Genomic DNA, 18,814 nt, shown 5'->3' with positions numbered 1-18,814 from the left:
CACTCTGGGGGCCACTTCTTCCAAAGGTGTCCCGCGCATGACCCGTTTCCAGCTCCGCTCCACCTCCCTGGCGCTTCTCCTGTCCGGCCTCGCGGTTGCGCCGCTGGCCCTGGCCCATCCCAGCCTGGTGCGTTCGACGCCGGCCGCCGACGCCACCGTGGCTCCGGCGACCGAGATCACGCTGCAGTTCAGTGAGAAGGTGATGCCGCGTGCCACCCGCATCGAACTGAGCATGGACCATGGCCGCATGAAGATGGCCATGCCCACCACCGCACAGGACATTTCCGAAGATGGGCACACGCTGCGCGCGCGTTTCGCCAAGCCGCTGCCCGCCGGCAGCTACGCACTGCAATGGCGCGCGGTCGGCCAGGACAGTCATCCGATGACCGGCAACTACCGCTTCACCGTGAAGTAAGGCCGCCGCCATGGCCGAGCTCTCGCCGTATGCGCTGCGGCTGGCGCTGTACCTGGTGCTGATGCTGCTGTTCGGGCGGCTGCTGTTCGTCCGCCCCGGACTGCCGCGCAGCATCTCGCTGACGCTCGCCGTGGTTGCGCTGATCCTGGTCGTCATCGATGCCGTGAACCGGTTGTCCGGCGTGCTTGGCGTCCCGGCAGCCGACATCGACCCAGCAACGGCGCACTGGTTCCTCACCGGCACGCCGGTGGGTGAGGCCGGCCTGCTGCGCACCGTGGCGGTGCTGGCGATGCTGCCCCTGCTGGCATCCGCCACGCCGCTACGGGGCCTGCGCCGCCTGGCGCTGCTCGCGTTGTCCGCCACCGCCCTGGCCAGCCTGTCATGGAACGGCCATGCCGCCGCCGGGGATGGGTTCGGTGGCACGTTGCGGCTGGTGGCCGGCATCGTGCACCTGCTGGCCGCCGGCGCCTGGGTCGGCGCGATCGCCGCCATCCTGCAGTTGGCGGCGCGACCGCAGGGCCTGCGCCTGCGCGAACGCACCCGCGAGCTGTGGCAGGCCGCCCACAGCTTCGCCCTGCCCGGCACGATCATCGTCGCCACCCTGGCGATGACCGGGACCTACACCTATGTCGATCTTGGCGGTTCCGTGCAGACCCTCATCGGCACCGCGCACGGACGCTGGCTGCTGCTCAAACTCGCCATGGTCGGTGGCATGCTGGGGCTGGCCGCCCTGCATCGCTGGCGGCTGGTACCTGCGCTGGCCAGCTCCATCCGCGGCGGCTGGCAACCACGGCCGCTGCGCTCCCTGCGCCACAGCCTGGCCTTCGAATCGATACTGGCCGTGCTGGTGCTGGCCTGCGTGGCCGTGCTCGGTACGCTGGATCCGCTGACATGAGCCTGCGCAGCCAGCCCACGCGCAAGCTGCGATGATGGGCGCATCATGAAACTGCTGATCGTCGAAGACGAACCCAAGACCGGCAACTACCTGCGCCAGGGCCTGATCGAGGCCGGCTACGTGGTCGATCTCGCCTGCAACGGCGTCGACGGGCTGCACCTGGCCAGCAGCGGCGAGTACCAGCTGGTCATCCTGGACGTGATGCTGCCCGGCCTGGATGGCTGGAACGTGCTGTCGCGGCTGCGCGAGGCCGGCTGGCAGGTGCCGGTGCTGTTCCTGACCGCGCGCAGCAGCATCGCCGACCGCGTGCAGGGCCTTGAGCTGGGCGCCGACGACTACCTGGCCAAGCCATTCGCCTTCGCCGAGCTGCTGGCGCGCGTGCGCACCCTGCTGCGTCGCGGCCAGGCGCTGCCGCAGGCCGAGCGCATCGTCATCGCCGACCTGGTGGTGGATACCCTGCGCCGCCGGGTCGAACGCGGCGGCCAGCGCATCACCCTCAGCCAGAAGGAATACACCCTGCTGGAGCTGCTGGCGCGCCGACGCGGCGAAGTGCTGCCGCGCTCGTTGATCGCTTCGCAGGTGTGGGACATGAACTTCGACAGCGACACCAACGTGATCGACGTGGCCATCCGCCGCCTGCGCGCGAAGATCGACGATGACTTCGATGCAAAGCTGATCGTCACCGTGCGCGGCATGGGCTACGTGCTCGAAGCACCGGACGACGGCGCTGTGGGCAACGGATGAACCTGCGCCGTTCCATCGCGGTACGGCTGACGCTGCTGTTCGCCATCGTGGCCACGCTGGTGCTGGCCGCGTTGGGCGTGGCGATCTATGTCAGTGCCCGCCACGACCTGGTCGCCCAGGACTTCGTCGAACTGGAGAACAAGGTCGCGTTGATCCGTGACCTCGCCGATAACGGGCCTGCGTCCGCACGCGGGCAGCGGTTGGCAGAGGCGCTGGGCCACCATCCGGATATCGCCTTCCACATTGTTGATGGGACAGGCGCGGTGCTGTTCTCCACCGCACCGGCACTGCTGCGCGAGCATGCACGCAGCCAGCCGATCGACGCCGCGCCACGGCGGCACGACTGGATCCTCACCGATGGTCGCTGCATGCATGCCCTGCACCTGCGCCAGACCCTGGCCGACGGCAGCGAGCTGGTCACCCTGCTGGCCATCGATGACGACCGCCATGCCGATTTCCTGCAGCGCTTCCGCCATCTGCTGGCGATCGCCATCATCGGCGCCGCCGTGGCCAGCAGCCTGCTCGGCGGCTACGTGGTGCGGCGCACGCTGCGGCCGCTGCGCACGCTGGCCGATGAGGCCCGGCAGATCACCGCTGGTCGCCTGCAGCGCCGCCTGAGCGCGCGCAGCGCACCGGCCGAACTGGAGCAGTTGGCGCAGACCCTCAACGGCATGCTTGCACGCCTGCAGCAGGACTTCGCGCGGCTGACCGAGTTCTCCGGTGACCTCGCCCACGAGCTGCGCACCCCGATCACCAACATGCTGACCCAGGTGCAGGTGGTGCTGGCGCACCCGCGCAGCAACGAGGCCTACCGCGAGACGCTGGCGTCGTGTGCCGAGGAACTGCAGCAGCTGGCGCAGACCGTGGGCGACCTGCTGTACCTGGCGCAGGCCGAGTCGCCGGGCGCGTTGCCCTCGCGCGAGCCGGTGGCGCTGGATGGAGTGGTGGATTCGCTGCTCGAGTTCTACGACCTGCTGGCCGAGGACCGGCAGTTGACCCTGCGCCGCGACGGCACCGCACGCGTCGAGGGCAATCGCTTGATGCTGCACCGTGCGATCGCCAACCTGCTGTCCAACGCGTTGAAGCACGCCACTGCCGGTAGCGAGGTGCGGGTGCGGCTGGCCGAAGCCGATGGCGTGTGCAGGGTCAGCGTGCACAACCTCGGCACACCGATTGCCGCCGAAGCGCTGCCGCGCCTGTTCGATCGTTTCTTCCGCGGCGAGCGTGGCCGCCACGAAGGTGCCGGGCTGGGGCTGGCGATTACCCGCGCGATTGCACAGGCGCATGGCGGCAGCGTGAGTGTTGTGTCGGATGACACCGGCACCGTGTTCGAGCTGGTGCTGCCGGACGCAGCCGCCCGGTAGTGCCGGCCGCTGGCCGGCACCCCTGGTACATCAAGCGCATTGCAGTTGCCGGCCAGCGGCCGGCACTACCCAGCGCGCGCCCCCCTGGTCGGTAGTGCCGGCCGCTGGCCGGCAATCCCGGCCTGGTCGAACACCCCGGCCACCCAGTCGATGAACACCCGCAACCGTGGCGACGGCGTGCGGTTGCGCGGGTAGACCAGGCTCAACGGGCTCGGCGTCGGGGGCACCTCCGGCAACAGCTCAACCAGCTGCCCGCGCGCGATATACGGGTCCATCCGGTAGCGCGGTGCCTGGATGATGCCCAGGCCCGCCAACGCGGCCCCAAGGAATGCATCCGCGCCGGAAACACGCACCCGCGCCGGCAGCGGCACGTAGCGCACCTGTCCAGCCTGTTGGAACTCCAGGGGAATCAGCTGGCCGGTGGCGCTGGAGCGGTAGCCGACCATCTGATGCCCTTCCTCCAGCGATTCAATGGTGTCGGGCAGGCCGTGCGCCTGCACATAACCCGGCGCGGCCACCGTGACCTCGCGCAGCATCGCCAACCGGCGCGCCGCCAGATCGCTGTCGGCCAGCGTCCCCACCCGCAACGCCGCATCCACACCTTCGCGCAGCAGGTCGACATAGCGGTCGCCTTCACTGACGTCCAGTTCGATCTCCGGGTAGCACTGCAGGAATTCCGGCAGGTGCGGAAACAGCAGGTGCCGGCCCAGCGTGCCATGCACTTCAATGCGCAACGGACCGCGTGGCGGCGCGTCACGGAACGCGGCCTCGGCATCGTCCATGTCGGCGATCAGACGCAGGCAACGGCCATAGAAGGCCTCGCCTTCCAGCGTCGGCACCACCAGCCGCGTGGTCCGGTGCAGCAGGCGCACGCCCAGCCGCTGTTCCAGCGCCTTGATCGCGTCGGTCACCGTGGCCCGCGGCAGGCCCAGGTCCTCGGAGGCCCGGGTGAAGCTGCGGCGCTCGACGATACGGACGAAGGCGCGCATGGCCGTGAAGCGATCCATTATTCGGCTATCCGGATGATGTTGACGGATTATGCAGGATTATCCGGAGCACCGATGTGGCGAAGATGGCTCTGCGCCACGCCGGCGTGCCCTGCTGGAAGCCACCATGACCCCCTCCCCCGCCCGTTCTGTCGCCCTCGTCACCGGCGGCTCCCGTGGCATCGGCGCCGCCATCTCCCGCCGCCTGGCCGCCGATGGCCACGCGGTCGCGATCAACTATGCGGGCCGCCGCGACGACGCCGAAGCCTTGGCGGCCGAACTCAACGCAGCCGGCGCGCAGGCCATCGCGCTGCAGGCCGATGTCGCCGATCCGCAGGCGGTGCGGCAGCTGTTCGACGCCATCGAAGCCCGTTTCGGCGGCATCGACGTGGTGGTCAACAGCGCAGGCGTATTGCAGCTGGCGCCGCTGGCCGACACCGACGACGCATTGTTCGAGCGGGTGATCGGCATCAACCTCAAGGGCGCCTTCAACGTGCTGCGCGAAAGCGCGCGACGGGTACGCGACGGTGGCCGGCTGATCACCCTGTCCACCAGCGTGGTTGGCATCAAGCTGGAGAACTACAGCGTGTACGCGGCCAGCAAGGCAGCGGTGGAGACGATGGGCGCGATCCTCAGCAAGGAGCTGCGCGGGCGCAACATCACCGTGAACGCAGTGGCGCCCGGCCCGACCGCCACCGACCTGTTCCTGGACGGCAAGTCGCCCGAGCTGATCGAGCGGCTGGCGAAGATGACCCCTCTGGAGCGGCTGGGTACGCCGGAAGACATCGCCGGCGCGGTGGGGTTCCTGGCCGGTGCCGATGGCCGGTGGATCAATGGCCAGGTCCTGCGCGCCAACGGCGGGATGGTGTAGGTCGCGGCCATCGCACACCGGTAGTCGCCCACCTTGGTGGGCGCTTCGCCGTTTGCCAACCAAGGTTGGCATCTACCGGGCGGAGAACCGGGCATCGTCGTCAGCCCGTCCGCGCCTCGCGGCGACGATGTACCCAGTAGTACAGCGTGGGCAGTACCAGCAGGGTCAGCAGCATCGCCGACAGCAGGCCACCGATCACCACCACCGCCAGCGGTTTCTGGGTCTCGGCACCAATCGCATGCGAGGTGGCCATCGGCAGCAGACCAAACATCGCCAGCAGCGCGGTCATCAGCACCGTGCGCAGGCGCTGCAGCGAGCCCTGTACCACCGACTGCAGCAGGTCCATGCCCTGCTCTCGCAGCTGCGCGAAGCGACTGAGCATGACCACCCCGTTCAGCACCGCTTGCCCGAACAATGCAATGAAGCCGATCGCCGCAGACACCGACAGCGGGATGCCGGTCAGCCACAGGGCGAGGATGCCGCCGATCATCGCCAGTGGCACATTGGCCAGGATCAGCGCCGCACTGCTGATGTCCTTGAAGGCATCGAACAGCAGCACGAAGATGATCAGCACCGACAGCGGGATCACCCAGCCCAGCCGCTTCATCGCACGCTGCTGGTTCTCGAACTCGCCGGACCATTCCAGGCGGTAGCCTTCCGGCAGCTGCACGCTGGCGTCCACGCGCTTGCGCATGTCGGCCACCACGCTGCCCATGTCGCGGCCGGCGATGAAGATGCTCACCGCCTTCACCCGCTGTGCGTTCTCGCGCGAGATGTTGATCGCACCGCTGGCCATGCGGAAGTCGGCCACGTCGGACAGTGTCACCGTGTGGCCATCGCCGATGCCCACCGGCACCGTGCGCAGCCGCTGCAGGTCACGGTCGGCGTCGTCCAGGCGCAGCGTGATCGGGAACCTGCGGTCGCCCTCCCACAGTTCGCCGACCTGGCGCCCGCCCAGCGCGGTCTCGATCACCTCGTCGATGTCGCGCACATTGAGCCCATAGCGCGCAGCACGGTCGCGGTCGATCTCGATCTGCAGCTGCGGCAATGAACCGTCGCGGTCGATGAAGGCGCTCTCTACGCCCTCCACGCCACGTACTTGCCCCAGGATCGCCTGTGCCTGCTGGTTGAGCACGTCCAGATCCGAGCCGCTGACCTTGATCACCACCTGGCCCTTGATCTGCGAGATGCTCTCCAGAATGTTGTCGCGCACCGGCTGCGAGATCGAGAACTCCGGCCCGGGAATGCGCTGCTCCAGCGTGCGCTGCAGATCGCTGACCAGCTGTCGCTTGTCCACACCCTTCGGCCATTCCTTCTCCGGCTTCAACGCCACCAGCGCCTCGATCTGGTTGGCGCCCTTGGCATCGGAGCCGTCTTCCGGGCGCCCCAGTTTGGCCACCACCGTCGACACCTGCGGGAAGGTGCCGACCAGCTCACGGATGCGCCGCGACTGCTGCTGCGCCTCAGCCAGGCTGGTGCTGGGATCCAGCGTGGCGGTCAACCATATCGAGCCTTCGTCCAGCTCGGGCAGGAACTCCGACCCCAGCCGGGTGCCCAGCGCCAGCGTACCGACCAGCAGCGCAACCGCGGTCAATACCACCGCACGCGGACGGGCCAATGCGCGCTCCAGGATCGGCCGGTACCAGCCGGTCAGGCGGTCCATCAACGGATTGCCGTCGCGCATGCGGTCGCGCCGCAGCCACCAGTAGCAGAACAGTGGCACCACGGTCAGCGCCAGGATCAACGCACCGATCAACGCCGAGGTCACCGAGTACGCCATCGGCGCGAACATGCGGCCTTCCTGGCGCTGCAATGTGAAGATCGGGATGTGCGCGGCGATGATGATCAGCATCGAGAAGAACGTCGGCCGCCCCACTTCCGACGCTGCCGAAAGAATGGTCGAGAACCGTGTCTTCCGGTCGGCCGTAGGGGGCAGCTTCGACAACCGCGAGACGATGTGCTCGGTGACGATCACCGCGCCATCGATGATGATGCCGAAGTCCATCGCACCCAACGACAGCAGGTTCGCCGGCACGCCCCACAGATGCAGGCCCAGGAAGGTCGACAGCAGCGCCAGCGGCATCATCGCCGCCACGATCAGCGCGGCGCGGGCGTTGTACAGGAACAGCCACAGCACCAGGAACACCAGAACCGCGCCTTCCAGCAGGTTGCGGAAGACCGTCTTCAGCGTGGTCGTGACCAGCCACGAGCGGTCGTAGAACGGCTCGATGCTGACCCCGGCCGGCAACTGGTTGGCCTCGATCTCGGCGATGCGCGCATGCAGGGCGTCCAGTACGTCGGACGGATTCTCGCCCTTGCGCATCAGCACCATGCCGAACACTGCATCGTCGTTGTCGTCCTGGCCGACCAGGCCCTGACGCGGCAGGCCGGTGTCGGCGATGCCGGCCAGGTCGCGCACCAGGATCGGCGTGCCCCCGCGCTGCGCCACCACCACGTTGCCGATGTCGGCCGGCGAACGCATCAGGCCCACACCGCGGATCAGGAACTGCTGCTGGCCACGCTCCACATAGCCGCCGCCCGCATTCGAGCTGCCTTTTTCCAGCGCCTCGGCGAACTCACCCAGGCTGATGCCGCGGTCACGCAGCTTGTCCAGGTCCGGCTTGACCTGGAAGGTGCGCGCGAAGCCGCCGAAGCTGATCACATCAGCCACCCCGGGTACGGTGCGCAGACTGCGCTCCATCGTCCATTCCTGAACGGTGCGCAGCTGGGTTGGCGTCATGTGCGGGCCTTTCAGCACATAACGGTAGATCTCACCTACCGCCGAGCTCATCGCCTCCAGTTCCGGGGTCACCCCTTCCGGCAGCTCCACGCCCTGCAGGCGCTCCAGCACCTGCTGGCGCGCGAAGTAGTCATCGGCCTTGTCGTCGAAGGTCAGGATGATCATCGACAGGCCGAACTGCGTATGCGAGAACACCCGCACCGAATGCGGGATGCCGGACAGTGCCACCTCCAGTGGCATCGTCACCTCGCGCTCGACCTCTTCGGCGGCCCGGCCCGGGTGCAGCGATACCACTGTCACCTGGGTGTCGGACACATCCGGGAAGGCTTCCACCGGCAGCACGCGGAACGCGGCAATGCCAGCGCCAATGAACAGCAGCAGTGCCAGCATCACCATCAATGGCTGGCGCAGGCAGTAGGCAATCAGGCGATCGATCATGGGGCGGCGTGCCCCGTGCCGGTACTGGCGGCAGCCGGCGCGCTGTCCGCCAGCTGCTGCAGCAGCAGGCCGCCCTCGACCACCACCCTGGCGCCTGCGGCCAGGCCCTCACGCACCCACAGCCGGCCATCGCCCAGTTCCTCGGCGTGCACGGCGTGGCGCACGAAGCGGCCCTTGCCCTCCTCCACGAACACCACCTGCTTGCCGTCGATCAACAGCACGGCCGCATCGGACAGCGAGACACCGCCCTCGGCCGGCAACGCCACCTGGGCGCGCACGTACTGTCCCGCCTTGAAGCCGCGTGCGCGGTTGTCCAGCTCGGCGCGCGCCTGCACCACGCGGCGTTCGCTGTCGACGAAATCATCCACGTGCTGCAGGGTCGCCTGCAGCGGCTGTCCATCGGCGCCGGGCACGGTCACCTGCATGCCCGCCTTCAAGCGTCCGGCCAGGTTCTCCGGAACATCCAGCAGCAGCCACAGGCGGTCCGGATCGCCAATCACCGCCAACGGCTGTTCGCTGTCGGGGCTGACCGCCATGCCCGGGCTCATCCGCCGCTCCACCAGCACGCCATCGATCGGCGCGCGCAGCGGCAGGCGCTGGTCAACGTGCTGGCCATTGCCATACGCCTTGGCGAAGGCGGTTGCACGCGCATGATCGGCCTGGCTGCCGGCGAAGTTGGCCTCGGCCTCGTCCAGTTCGCGGCCCGACGCCACACCCGCCGCATGCAGCTCGCGGGTGCGCTCCAGCTCCTTGCGTGCCTGCTGCAGCTCGGCGCGGCCACGCACGCCGTCGGCCTGGGCCTGGCCGAATTCGGGCGAGGTGATCCAGGCGATCACCTGGCCAGCCTTCACTTTCTGCCCCGGCTGCGCCTCGATGCGCGCCACCTGCCCTGCCAACGGCGTGCGCAGTGCACTGGAACGGGCCTCGTCCCATACCACCCGGCCCGGCAGCTTCAGGCAGGCGCTGGCGCCGGCGGTCACCGCCTCGCTGCGCAGCACGTCCAACTGCCGGCTGCCGGCAGGAAACTGGATCTGGCCGGCACTGATCTGCGGCGCATCCTCGGTGTAGGACGCCGGCTCGCGGCCACAGCCGCCCAGCAGGGCCAGCGCCAGCAAGGCCGGCAGCACAGCGTGTCGCGCCCGCGGGCGATGGGCGACGGTGGACTTCATCGGGACTCTCCTTCAGCAATGGATGTGGCCGCTTCCCAGCGCGCCAGGGCAATGGCATGGTCGGCTCGCGCTTCAATCAACGCAGCCTCGAACTCGCGCCAGCTGCGGCGCGCATCCAGCAGATCGGTCAGGCTGGCGGCGCCGCGGCGGTAAGCCAGTTCGATGCCCTGCACTGCCTTGCGTGCAGCGTCGGACTGCAGTCCTTCGTAGTCGCTGCGGCGCTGCGCGGCAGCCTGTGCACTGGCCTGCAGCTGGTCCAGTTCGGCGCGTGCTTCGCGCTGCCGCACCTGCAGCTCCAGCGCGGCGTTGTCACGGTCGGCCTCGGCACGCTGGATCGCGCCACGTGCACGCGACGGGCCGCCCAACGGAATGGTCAATGACACACCCCAGGTGACGCCGCTGATGTCGGTCGGTTCGCGCTCGGCCTCCACGCCCAACTGGATGTCGCGGTAGCGCTCACTGCGCGCCAGCGCCACACCGGCATCGGCTGCGGCCAGGCGCGAACGTGCCGCGCGCAGATCGGCGCGCTGCTGCGGATCGAACGCACGCGCATCGGCCCTGCCCGCGGGGTCTGGCCACGGATCATCGGCGCTGAGGTCATGGCTGTCGTCGCGGCCGAGCAGCAGTCCCAGCGCATGCCGCGCATCGCGCAGATCCAGCGCCGCCTCGCGCGCCGCATCGGCCACCGCCAGGTCGTCCACCGCCAGCCGCGCGCGGTCGACCGGCGCCATCGCCCCTGTCGCAACCTGCTTGTCCGCCGCCGCCATCTGCTCGGCCGAACTCTGGCGGTTGGCATCGGCGATCTGCGCCCGCTCCTGCGCGCTCTTCAGGCCGAAATAGGTTTCATGCAGGGCCACCTGCTGGCGGCGCCGCGCATCGAGCATCTCCAGCCCGGCCACTTCCAGCAGCGTGTCTGCCTGACGGATGCGCAGTGCGCGCTTGCCACCACGTTCCCAGGTCCAGCCCAAGCCCACGGTGCTGTCCACCCGCTTGTCCTGCCAGCGCCCAGGGCCGATACCATGCTTGGGGCTGATCTTGCTGGTGCCGATCGACAGTTCGGTGGCCGGACGCAGCGCCGCCGTCTGCGCATCGCCCTGCACACCGCGCAGCTCCAGTGCCGCCGCGCGCAGGTCCGGGTTGTGCGCTTCCATTGCGCGCTGCGCTTCCTGCAGGGACAGCGCCGAAGCCGCAGGCGCGCACAGAAGAGTGGCCAGCACGGCCGCAAGACGAGAGGAGAAATTCATGCACGTCACGGTAAGGTGATGCACTTGCGCCAAACTTGCCCCAACCTTGCACGAAGCTTGCAATGCGAATTCTGCTGATCGAAGACGACGCCGCTCTGGCCGATGGACTGATCCGCGCCCTGCAGGGTGCCGGTCATCTGTGCGACCACCTCTCGCGTGGACTGCACGCGCCGGCGGCACTGGCCAGCGCACCGTATGACGTGATGGTGCTGGACCTTTCATTGCCCGACGTCGATGGTCTGGACCTGCTCTCACGCCTGCGCAACGACGGCGCCACCCTGCCGGTGCTGATCCTCACCGCACGCGATGGTGTGGAGGACCGCATCCTCGGCCTCGACCGCGGTGGCGACGATTACCTGGCCAAGCCGTTCGCACTCGGTGAGCTGGAAGCCCGCCTGCGTGCACTGTCGCGCCGCCGCAGCGATGCGCCCGCGCAGAAGCGATTGGGCCGGTTGTGCTTCGACAGCATCCGCAATGAAGTGCAGGTTGAAGGCCAGCGCATCGAACTGACCGCGCGCGAGCTGTCGCTGGTCGAGGCACTGATGCAGCATCCCGGCCGCACGGTTACCAAGCAGCGCCTGTTCGATGCGCTGTACAGCTGGGACCACGAGGCCAACCTGTCGGTGATCGAAGTGCATGTCAGCCGCCTGCGACGCAAGCTGGAACAGGCGCATGCCGGCGTCGGCATCCGCATGCTGCGTGGCCTGGGTTATCGCCTGGAGGCCGTGGGTGACTGAGCGCGTGCACAGCCTGCGCGGCCTGCTGCTGAGACGCCTGTGGCTGCCGCTGCTGGTACTGCTGCTGTGCAGCGCAGTGGGTTCATTTGCGCTGGCCCGGTTCTATGCCGGCCAGGTCTACGACCGCTGGCTGCTGGATTCGGCGATGTCGTTGTCCGAACTGGTGACGGTGCAGGATGGTCGCGCTTCGATCGAGATCACCCCGGCGGTCTCGCGAATGTTCACCTGGGACACTGCCGACGAAGTGCATGGCGAGGTGGTCGATGCCGAGGGTGGGCGTCTGTATGGCGACCTGCCCGAAGCCCTGCCACGCCCCGCAATCGCAGCGGGAAATGATGACGACGCCGTCTACTACGATGCACGTGTGCGTGGTCAACCGGTGCGCATGGTCGAAGTGGTGGTCAGCGCCGGGCCGGGCCATGACATCCGGCTGCGCGTGGCCGAGACACTGCGCAAACGCCACCGGCTGGAGCGCAAGCTGCTGCTGACCAGCGTTCCCTTCCAGGCCGCAATCCTGGCACTGGCGGCGTGGCTGGCCTGGTCCGGAACAGGCGCTGCCGCTCGCCATGCCAACCTGGTTGCGCGGAAGCTGGCCAGCCCGCGGCCGGATCCGTTGGCACCGTTGGACCCTGCGCAGGAGGCACCGCGCGAACTGTGGCCGGCGGTGGAGGCCTACAACGCGCTGCTGCAGCGCCTGGACGCGATGCAGGATGCGCAGCGGCGCTTTGTCAGCAATGCCGCGCACCAGCTGCGCACGCCGCTGGCGGCCATGCAGGTGGAGCTGGAGAGTTCATTGCGCCAGCACGACCCGCAGGCCCAGCAGCTGGCGCTGTCCGGCACGCTGGCCGGGCTGGCCCGCTTGCAGCATCTGGTCAACCAGCTGCTGATGCTCAGCCGCTCGGAAGATCCGCATGGCAGTGCACTGCCACTGCAATCAGTGGACCTGACTGCGTTGGCACGCGGCGTGGTGGAGCGCTACGCCGACCGTGCGTTGGCGGCGGGCGTGGATCTGGGCTACGAGGGGCCAGACGACGGCGTGCAGGTACAGGGCGATCCGCAGCTGCTGCGCGAAGCGTTGGGCAACCTGTTGGACAACGCGCTGCGCTACGGTGCCGTGCCCGGTGTGATCACCCTTGGCGTTCGGCAGGAGGCCGATGGCGTGCAGGCATGGGTGGACGATGACGGCGCCGGCATTGCCGAAGCCGAACGCACGCGCGTCACGGAACGCTTCTACCGGGCCAGCAGCGAAGGCGATGGCTGCGGGCTGGGGTTGGCGATCGTGGCCGAGATCGCGCAGCGACATGGCGCGACCCTGATGATTGATACCGCCCCGATCGGTGGCGCGCGGGTGGGGTTGCGGTTTCGTTCCCGATGATGTCCTGCGTGCCAACCAAGGTTGGCACCCACCCAAGGCACCCCGGCCTCCGGATTCCGGTAGACGCCCACCTTGGTGGGCGCCGTTGATCTCCTGCGTGCCAACCAAGGTTGGCATCTACCAAAGGCACATCGGCCGGCGGATTCCGGTAGACGCCCATCTTGGTGGGCGCCGTTGATCTTCCGCGTGCCAACCAAGGTTGGCACCTACCAAAGGCGCCCCGACCCACGGATTCCGGTAGACACCCACCTTGGTGGGCGCCGTTGGCCACCTGCGTGCCAACCGAGGTTGGCACCTACCAAAGGCACCCCGGCCGGCAGATTCTGGTAGTCGCCCACCTTGGTGGGCGCCGTTGATCTCCTACGTGCCAACCAAGGTTGGCACCTACCAAAGGCGCCCCGACCCACGGATTCCGGTAGACACCCACCTTGGTTGGCGCCGTTGTCCTCCTGCGTGCCAACCAAGGTTGGCACCTACCACGTGCGGGGCAATGACGGCGGCAATGCGGCGCCGCCCCGCATCACCGGCTCATCGAATACGGCGCCTGCGCGCCCTGCCCCGGCCAGTCCTTGTTCGGTTCGGCCTGCATGCTGAAGCGCAGCTCGCCACCGGCCAGGATCTCGTCATGGCGCAGGAAGGTACGCTGCAGCGGCTTGCCGTTGAGGCTCACGCTGCCCACATAGGTGCGCTTGTCATCCAGCCCCTCGGCCACGATGGTGAACGTCTTGCCATTGGGCAGGCGCATCGCGGTCTTCGGCAGGAACGGGCGGCCGAGGATGTACTCGCCCGAGCCCGGTGCCACCGGGTAGAAGCCCAGCGCGGTGAACACATACCACGCCGACATCTGGCCGACATCATCGTTGCCGGCCAGGCCATCCGGACGGTCGGCGTACTGGGTGTCCATGATCTGCTTCAGGCGCGCCTGGGTGCGCCACGGCTGGCCAGCGTACGAGTACAGGTAGGCCACATGGTGGCTGGGTTCGTTGCCATGTGCATACCAGCCGATCAGCCCGGTGATGTCTTCCATGTGCTCGAAGATGGACGGATCCACCTTGGCGTTGAACACCTCGTCCAGGCGCGCGAGTAGCTTGTCGCTGCCACCGTGCGCTGCCGCCAGGCCGGCGACGTCCTGCGGCACGTACCACGAATACTGCCACGCGTTGCCCTCGGTGTAGTCGGTACCGTAGCCGCTGGCGCTGGGGTCGAACGGAGTGCGGAAGCTGCCGTCGCGCTTGCGTGCGCGCATGAAGCCGGTGTCCTTGTCGAACGCGTTGCGCCAGTTACCCGCGCGCTTGTCGAATGTCGCCGCGATATCGCCCTTGCCCATCGCCTGCGCCATTCGTGCGATGGTCCAGTCGTCGAAGGCGTATTCCAGCGTCTTGCTGGCCGCTTCACCTTCCTCGTCGATCGGCACGTAGCCCAGCTCGCGGTACTGCGCGATGCCGTCATAGGGGCCGTAGTTGGCGGTCTCGACCATCGCCTTCAGCGCCTTGTCCGCGTCGAAGCCACGAATGCCCTTCACGTAGGCGTCGGCGATCACCGGCACGGCGTGGTAGCCGATCATGCACCAGTCTTCCAGGCCATGGAACGACCACACCGGCAGCATGCCGTATGGACTGTGCTCATGGTGGGCGAGCATGGAATTGACGAAGTCGCTGTTGCGCTTCTCCGGCTGCACCAGCGTCAGCAACGGATGCAGCGCGCGGTAGGTGTCCCACAGCGAGAACGTGGAGTAGTGGGTGAAGCCATCGGCCTTGTGCACCGCGTTGTCCGAACCGCGGTACTGGCCATCGGCATCCATGAACAGCGTCGGCCCCAGCATCGTGTGGTACAGCGCGGTATAGGCACTGCGGCGAGCGTGCTCGGGTGCATCGATATCGAGCACCGACAGCGCCTGCGTCCATTCCTGTTTCGCCTGCGCACGCACGCGGTCGAAATCGAAGTCGGCCACTTCCGCGTCGAGGTTGGCAATGGCGCCGGCCTCGCTGACCGGCGAGATGGCAACCTTGACCACCAGCGGTGCATCCAGCTTGCCGAATGCGAAGGTACCGACCAGCTGACGGCCCTCGATCTGTGCGCGCTGGGACGGATCCTTCTCGCCCGGCGGCGGGAAGCCCTTGTAGACGATGTCCTGCTCGGTGTTGTGCAGCTCATGCCCGGCCAGCGGGCGCGAGAAACGCATCGCGAAGTACAGCTCGCGGCCCGGCGCCCAGCCGCGGGTTTCGCGGAAGCCGGTGACCGTGCCATCAGCACGCACCCGCACCCGCGACCACAACACCTTGCCCGGGTAGTCGTACATGCTGGTGCGCATGTCCAGCAGCACCTTGGCGTCGGTGCCCTTCGGGAAGGCGTAGCGATGCACACCCACGCGGGTACTGGTGGTCAGCTCCGCACGCACCTTGTAATCGTCCAAGGTGACCGCGTAGTAGCCCGGCTCCGCTTTCTCGTCGTCATGGCGGAAGCGCGAGGCATAGCCGCTGCGCGGCTTCTCGGGATCGCCACGCTCCAGGCCGGGACTGCCGGTGAACGGCATCAGCAGGATGTCGCCCAGATCGGAATGGCCAGTGCCGGAAAAATGGGTGTGCGAGAAGCCGACGATGCTGCTGTCGTCATAGCGGTAGCCGGCCGCCCAACCATAGGCCTTCTCGCGCGGCTGGATGCGCGTATCCGGGCTGAGCTGGACCATGCCGAACGGCACCGTTGCACCCGGATAGGTGTGACCTTCGCCACCGGTGCCGATAAACGGGTCCACCGATGCATAGGCCTTGTCGGCGGCGGTTCTGGCAGGCGCGGCCGAAGCCAGGCCGGAAGCGAGCATCGCCGTGGCGGCGACAGCGATCAGGAGACGACGGTCCAGCGTGGGCATCGGCATTTGGATCGATTCAGATGGTAGCCGGATGCTAGCACCGGGCCTGTCACGCCGCATGCTGCAGTGCGACTGCCCCGCGTCCCACGCCCGGTTCAATCTTCAATCGGGAAGCGCGCTCTGCAACGCCATGAGGTCCGCGCTGTCCAGCGGCCTTACCACCCGCGCGACCTCTTCTCCATCGTGCAGCAGCACCACCGTAGGCCACAGCTTCACCTTGAACGCCCGCCCCAATGGCCTTCCCTTGCCATCCTCGATCTTCCAGTGCGGCAGATCATTCGCTTCGACAAAGGCTGCAACGCGGTCTGCGCGGCCTGGCAATGGCCACACCAGGGTGCACCGAACTCAAGGAGCTGCCAGCTGACCCGTGCCTCCACATCCGGGCGACCGGGCTCCGCCGACAGGTGATCGCGCATGAAAGGCATCCGCGCTACGCCGCCAGCGCCTTCTGGATATCCGCCAACGGCGCGTTGGTCAGGTCCTTGGCGATGTCGCCCAGCAGGCGGGCCTGGGTTTCCTTGTGCAGCAGCGGACGGATGCGCCCCAGCGTGGTCGGATCCGCGATCAGCACCAGATGTGCATAGCGGTTCTTCAACGCATCCTCATTGAGCTGTTCCGCCACCTGCTTGGCGAACGTGGCCTCATTGAGCTGCGAGACCGACATGTCCTTCGGCACTGCACCCGCAGGCCCCTGCCCGGATACACCCTGCTCGCTGATGTCCTGCAGGCGCAGTTCGCCTTCCTGCTTCAGCGTCAGCTGATGATCGCTGCCGACGTTGGTGAACACGCGAGCCGAACCGCCATCGGCGACAATGATCAGCGTACCTTCGGGAATGCGACGGGTCATGCGATGCTCCTTCTCGATTGCGTTATTGCGTTCACCACCACCGTAGACAGGATCATGTGAGCGCTACGGCCAGAGTTCGTTCAATGCACGTCATCGCGTTCAGTGCAGATGAACAGGCGCGATGGAACACAGCGTGCAGATCAGTCCGCTTCGCTGCACGCTCACGCCGATGCCGTTATGATGAATCAATGATCGACAAGACCCACTACGTGACGGGCGCACCTGTTACGTGGGAAGCACTGCCGACCGGCGCTTCGCTTGCCACGAATGCTCCCGCCCTGCATTTCCATCGCCTTGCGCTGGATCCCGGCGGATGACGCCCGCAGGCCCTCTTGCCTGCACCCCTACGCTGATGTGATACCCGGCCGCTGACTGCGCGGTCGTTGTGATCCCGTTGTCGCGTCTCCGCCCCTGCGGCGGTGCTTTGCCGTGCGCGTGGCGTTGCGCCTGCACACATTCCCCGGCCCCCACGCCACCCATCGATGCCTCCGCGCCACTTGCGCCCGCATCGCCGTTTCCGATTTCCGGGACACACCACACCACCCATTCCCCTATTCCATACCTACAAGGGAGCCCCCATGCAGGACACGCCCGAGGCACATGCCCATTTCGGCTGGTTCAAACGCCGCCGCCACCTGAAGGTCGATGAGATCACCGTCGTCGACAAGCCCATGCTCAAGCGCGCCGTCGGCGCCGCCGCACTCGGCAATGCCATGGAGTGGTTCGACTTCGGTGTCTATGGCTATCTCGCCGTCACCATCGGCCAGGTGTTCTTCCCGTCCAGCAACCCTACCGCACAGGTGATCGCCGCCTTCGCCACCTTTACCGTGGCATTCCTGGTGCGTCCGCTCGGCGGCCTGGTGTTCGGCCCGCTCGGCGACCGTTATGGGCGCCAGAAAGTACTGGCGTTCACCATGATCCTGATGGCGCTGGGCACGTTTGCGATCGGCCTGATTCCCTCCTATGAGCGCATCGGCATCTGGGCGCCGGTACTGTTGCTGCTGGCGCGCGTGGTACAGGGCTTCTCCACCGGCGGCGAGTATGGCGGTGCGGCAACCTTCATCGCCGAGTATTCCACCGACCGCAACCGTGGGTTGATGGGCAGCTGGCTGGAGTTCGGCACGCTGGGCGGCTACATCGCAGGCGCCGGTACCGTGACCGCGCTGCACATGCTGCTGAGCAGCGAGCAGATGCTGGACTGGGGCTGGCGCATTCCGTTCCTGGTGGCCGGCCCACTCGGCCTGCTCGGCCTGTACATGCGCATGAAGCTGGAGGAAACACCGGCATTCCGCGCCTTCGCCGAAGAAGCCGAGAAGCGCGAGCACGATCGTCCGGGGCTGGGCGCGCTGTTCCAGGTACATGGCCGCCAGCTGCTGGTGTGCATGGGCCTGGTGCTGGTGTTCAACGTCACCGACTACATGCTGCTGACCTACATGCCCAGCTACCTCAGCGTCACCATGAACTACGCCGAGAGCAAGGGCCTGCTGCTGATCATCATCGTGATGCTGGTGATGATGCCGCTGAACATCGTCGGCGGATTGTTCAGTGACAAGCTTGGCCGCCGCCCGATGATCATCGGTGCCTGCATCGCGCTGCTGGTGCTGGCCGTGCCCTGCCTGCTGCTGATCGGCAGCGGCAACGACTGGCTGATCTTCCTCGGCCTGATGCTGCTGGGACTGGCACTGGTGTGCTTCACCAGCTCGATGCCGTCCACGCTGCCGGCACTGTTCTACACCCCGGTACGCTACAGCGCGCTGTCGATCGCCTTCAACGTCTCGGTGTCGCTGTTCGGTGGCACCACGCCACTGGTGACCGCGTGGCTGGTGGAACGTACCGGCGACCCGCTGGTGCCGGCCTATTACCTGATGGGCGCGGCGGTGATCGGCCTGGTGACCATGCTGTTCGTGAAGGAAACCGCCGGCCTGCCGCTGCGTGGTTCACCGCCGGCGGTCGCCAGCGACAGGGAAGCTGCGGCGTTGTTGAAGAGCGATGTGCCGGTCACGGTGGACCCGAGCCTGCCGCCGCTGCCGGACGTTGCGGAGCCCGAGCAGGTGAAGCCGGCCTGAGGCCGGGCGCGAAACGCGATCCACGCATAGCGTGGATCTACGGGGCCAGTGGCGCCG

Annotated in this window: 15 protein-coding genes and 1 pseudogene; 9 read left to right on the top strand and 7 right to left on the bottom strand. The window is 67.4% G+C overall.

The genetic code is table 11. The annotated features are described in order from the left end of the window. The first annotated feature begins 37 nt into the window (after window positions 1-37). Genes copC through EKL94_RS09915 form a run of 4 tightly spaced genes read left to right on the top strand, consistent with a single transcriptional unit; the run spans window position 38 to window position 3,418 of the window. A complete protein-coding gene (gene copC / locus EKL94_RS09930; RefSeq protein ID WP_126928964.1) occupies window positions 38-415 on the top strand; it encodes a copper homeostasis periplasmic binding protein CopC in 378 nt (125 codons plus the stop codon). A 10-nt stretch (window positions 416-425) separates the two neighbouring features. Continuing rightward, window positions 426-1,310 carry a copper homeostasis membrane protein CopD gene (gene copD / locus EKL94_RS09925; protein WP_126928963.1) on the top strand — a complete coding sequence of 295 codons (885 nt, stop codon included), beginning with the start codon at window positions 426-428 and terminating at the stop codon, window positions 1,308-1,310. Between the two features lie 45 nt (window positions 1,311-1,355). Further along, entirely contained in the window at window positions 1,356-2,054 is a 699-nt protein-coding gene (locus EKL94_RS09920) for a heavy metal response regulator transcription factor (RefSeq protein ID WP_126928962.1), read from the top strand. Continuing rightward, window positions 2,051-3,418 (top strand): heavy metal sensor histidine kinase, encoded by a 1,368-nt coding sequence (locus EKL94_RS09915; protein WP_126928961.1) that lies wholly within the window; start codon window positions 2,051-2,053, stop codon window positions 3,416-3,418. Before EKL94_RS09920 ends, EKL94_RS09915 begins: the two co-directional genes overlap by 4 nt. A gap of 65 nt (window positions 3,419-3,483) precedes the next feature. On the opposite strand, the gene EKL94_RS09910 is transcribed toward EKL94_RS09915, so the two are convergent. After that, on the bottom strand, window positions 3,484-4,425 hold the full coding sequence (locus EKL94_RS09910) for a LysR family transcriptional regulator (protein WP_126928960.1): 942 nt from the start codon (window positions 4,423-4,425) through the stop codon (window positions 3,484-3,486). A 106-nt stretch (window positions 4,426-4,531) separates the two neighbouring features. Between EKL94_RS09910 and EKL94_RS09905 the strand changes: the two genes are divergently transcribed. Further along, entirely contained in the window at window positions 4,532-5,275 is a 744-nt protein-coding gene (locus EKL94_RS09905) for an SDR family oxidoreductase (RefSeq protein ID WP_126928959.1), read from the top strand. Window positions 5,276-5,375: 100 nt separating this feature from the next. Here the strand turns inward: EKL94_RS09905 and EKL94_RS09900 are convergent, their stop codons facing one another. From EKL94_RS09900 to EKL94_RS09890, 3 genes are read right to left on the bottom strand one after another with little or no spacing between them, the layout of a single operon-like run. Continuing rightward, window positions 5,376-8,453, bottom strand: a complete 3,078-nt coding sequence (locus tag EKL94_RS09900; RefSeq protein ID WP_126928958.1) for an efflux RND transporter permease subunit — start codon at window positions 8,451-8,453, stop codon at window positions 5,376-5,378. Next, window positions 8,450-9,622 (bottom strand): efflux RND transporter periplasmic adaptor subunit, encoded by a 1,173-nt coding sequence (locus EKL94_RS09895; RefSeq protein ID WP_126928957.1) that lies wholly within the window; start codon window positions 9,620-9,622, stop codon window positions 8,450-8,452. The genes EKL94_RS09900 and EKL94_RS09895 overlap by 4 nt, the downstream gene beginning before the upstream one ends. Further along, complete coding sequence (locus tag EKL94_RS09890; RefSeq protein ID WP_126928956.1) at window positions 9,619-10,866, bottom strand: TolC family protein; 1,248 nt, start codon at window positions 10,864-10,866, stop codon at window positions 9,619-9,621. Before EKL94_RS09890 ends, EKL94_RS09895 begins: the two co-directional genes overlap by 4 nt. 62 nt (window positions 10,867-10,928) lie before the next feature. Between EKL94_RS09890 and EKL94_RS09885 the strand changes: the two genes are divergently transcribed. Next, on the top strand, window positions 10,929-11,603 hold the full coding sequence (locus tag EKL94_RS09885) for a response regulator (RefSeq protein ID WP_057501575.1): 675 nt from the start codon (window positions 10,929-10,931) through the stop codon (window positions 11,601-11,603). Further along, window positions 11,596-12,978, top strand: a complete 1,383-nt coding sequence (locus EKL94_RS09880) for a sensor histidine kinase (protein ID WP_126928955.1) — start codon at window positions 11,596-11,598, stop codon at window positions 12,976-12,978. Before EKL94_RS09885 ends, EKL94_RS09880 begins: the two co-directional genes overlap by 8 nt. Before the next feature lie 520 nt (window positions 12,979-13,498). Here the strand turns inward: EKL94_RS09880 and EKL94_RS09875 are convergent. The 3 genes and pseudogenes from EKL94_RS09875 to EKL94_RS09865 all read right to left on the bottom strand — a co-directional run bounded on the left by EKL94_RS09875 (window position 13,499) and on the right by EKL94_RS09865 (window position 16,691). Beyond that, on the bottom strand, window positions 13,499-15,850 hold the full coding sequence (locus EKL94_RS09875; protein WP_126928954.1) for a GH92 family glycosyl hydrolase: 2,352 nt from the start codon (window positions 15,848-15,850) through the stop codon (window positions 13,499-13,501). A gap of 96 nt (window positions 15,851-15,946) precedes the next feature. Next, a pseudogene (locus tag EKL94_RS09870) lies at window positions 15,947-16,269 on the bottom strand (thioredoxin family protein). Window positions 16,270-16,274: 5 nt separating this feature from the next. Beyond that, window positions 16,275-16,691 (bottom strand): baeRF12 domain-containing protein, encoded by a 417-nt coding sequence (locus tag EKL94_RS09865; protein ID WP_126928953.1) that lies wholly within the window; start codon window positions 16,689-16,691, stop codon window positions 16,275-16,277. Window positions 16,692-16,879: 188 nt separating this feature from the next. Between EKL94_RS09865 and EKL94_RS22680 the strand changes: the two genes are divergently transcribed. Together EKL94_RS22680 and proP are read left to right on the top strand one after the other, a co-directional pair. After that, window positions 16,880-17,008, top strand: a complete 129-nt coding sequence (locus tag EKL94_RS22680) for a hypothetical protein (RefSeq protein WP_254919678.1) — start codon at window positions 16,880-16,882, stop codon at window positions 17,006-17,008. Window positions 17,009-17,269: 261 nt separating this feature from the next. Next, window positions 17,270-18,757, top strand: coding sequence for a glycine betaine/L-proline transporter ProP (gene proP, locus EKL94_RS09860; RefSeq protein ID WP_126928952.1), 1,488 nt, complete (start codon window positions 17,270-17,272; stop codon window positions 18,755-18,757). Window positions 18,758-18,814: the final 57 nt, after the last annotated feature.

It is taken from the genome of Stenotrophomonas maltophilia, from assembly GCF_003970865.1.
GTDB lineage: Bacteria > Pseudomonadota > Gammaproteobacteria > Xanthomonadales > Xanthomonadaceae > Stenotrophomonas > Stenotrophomonas maltophilia_AR.
The sequence above is the reverse complement of the archived record's forward strand: the minus strand, read 5'-3'. Positions and strand labels throughout refer to the sequence as shown.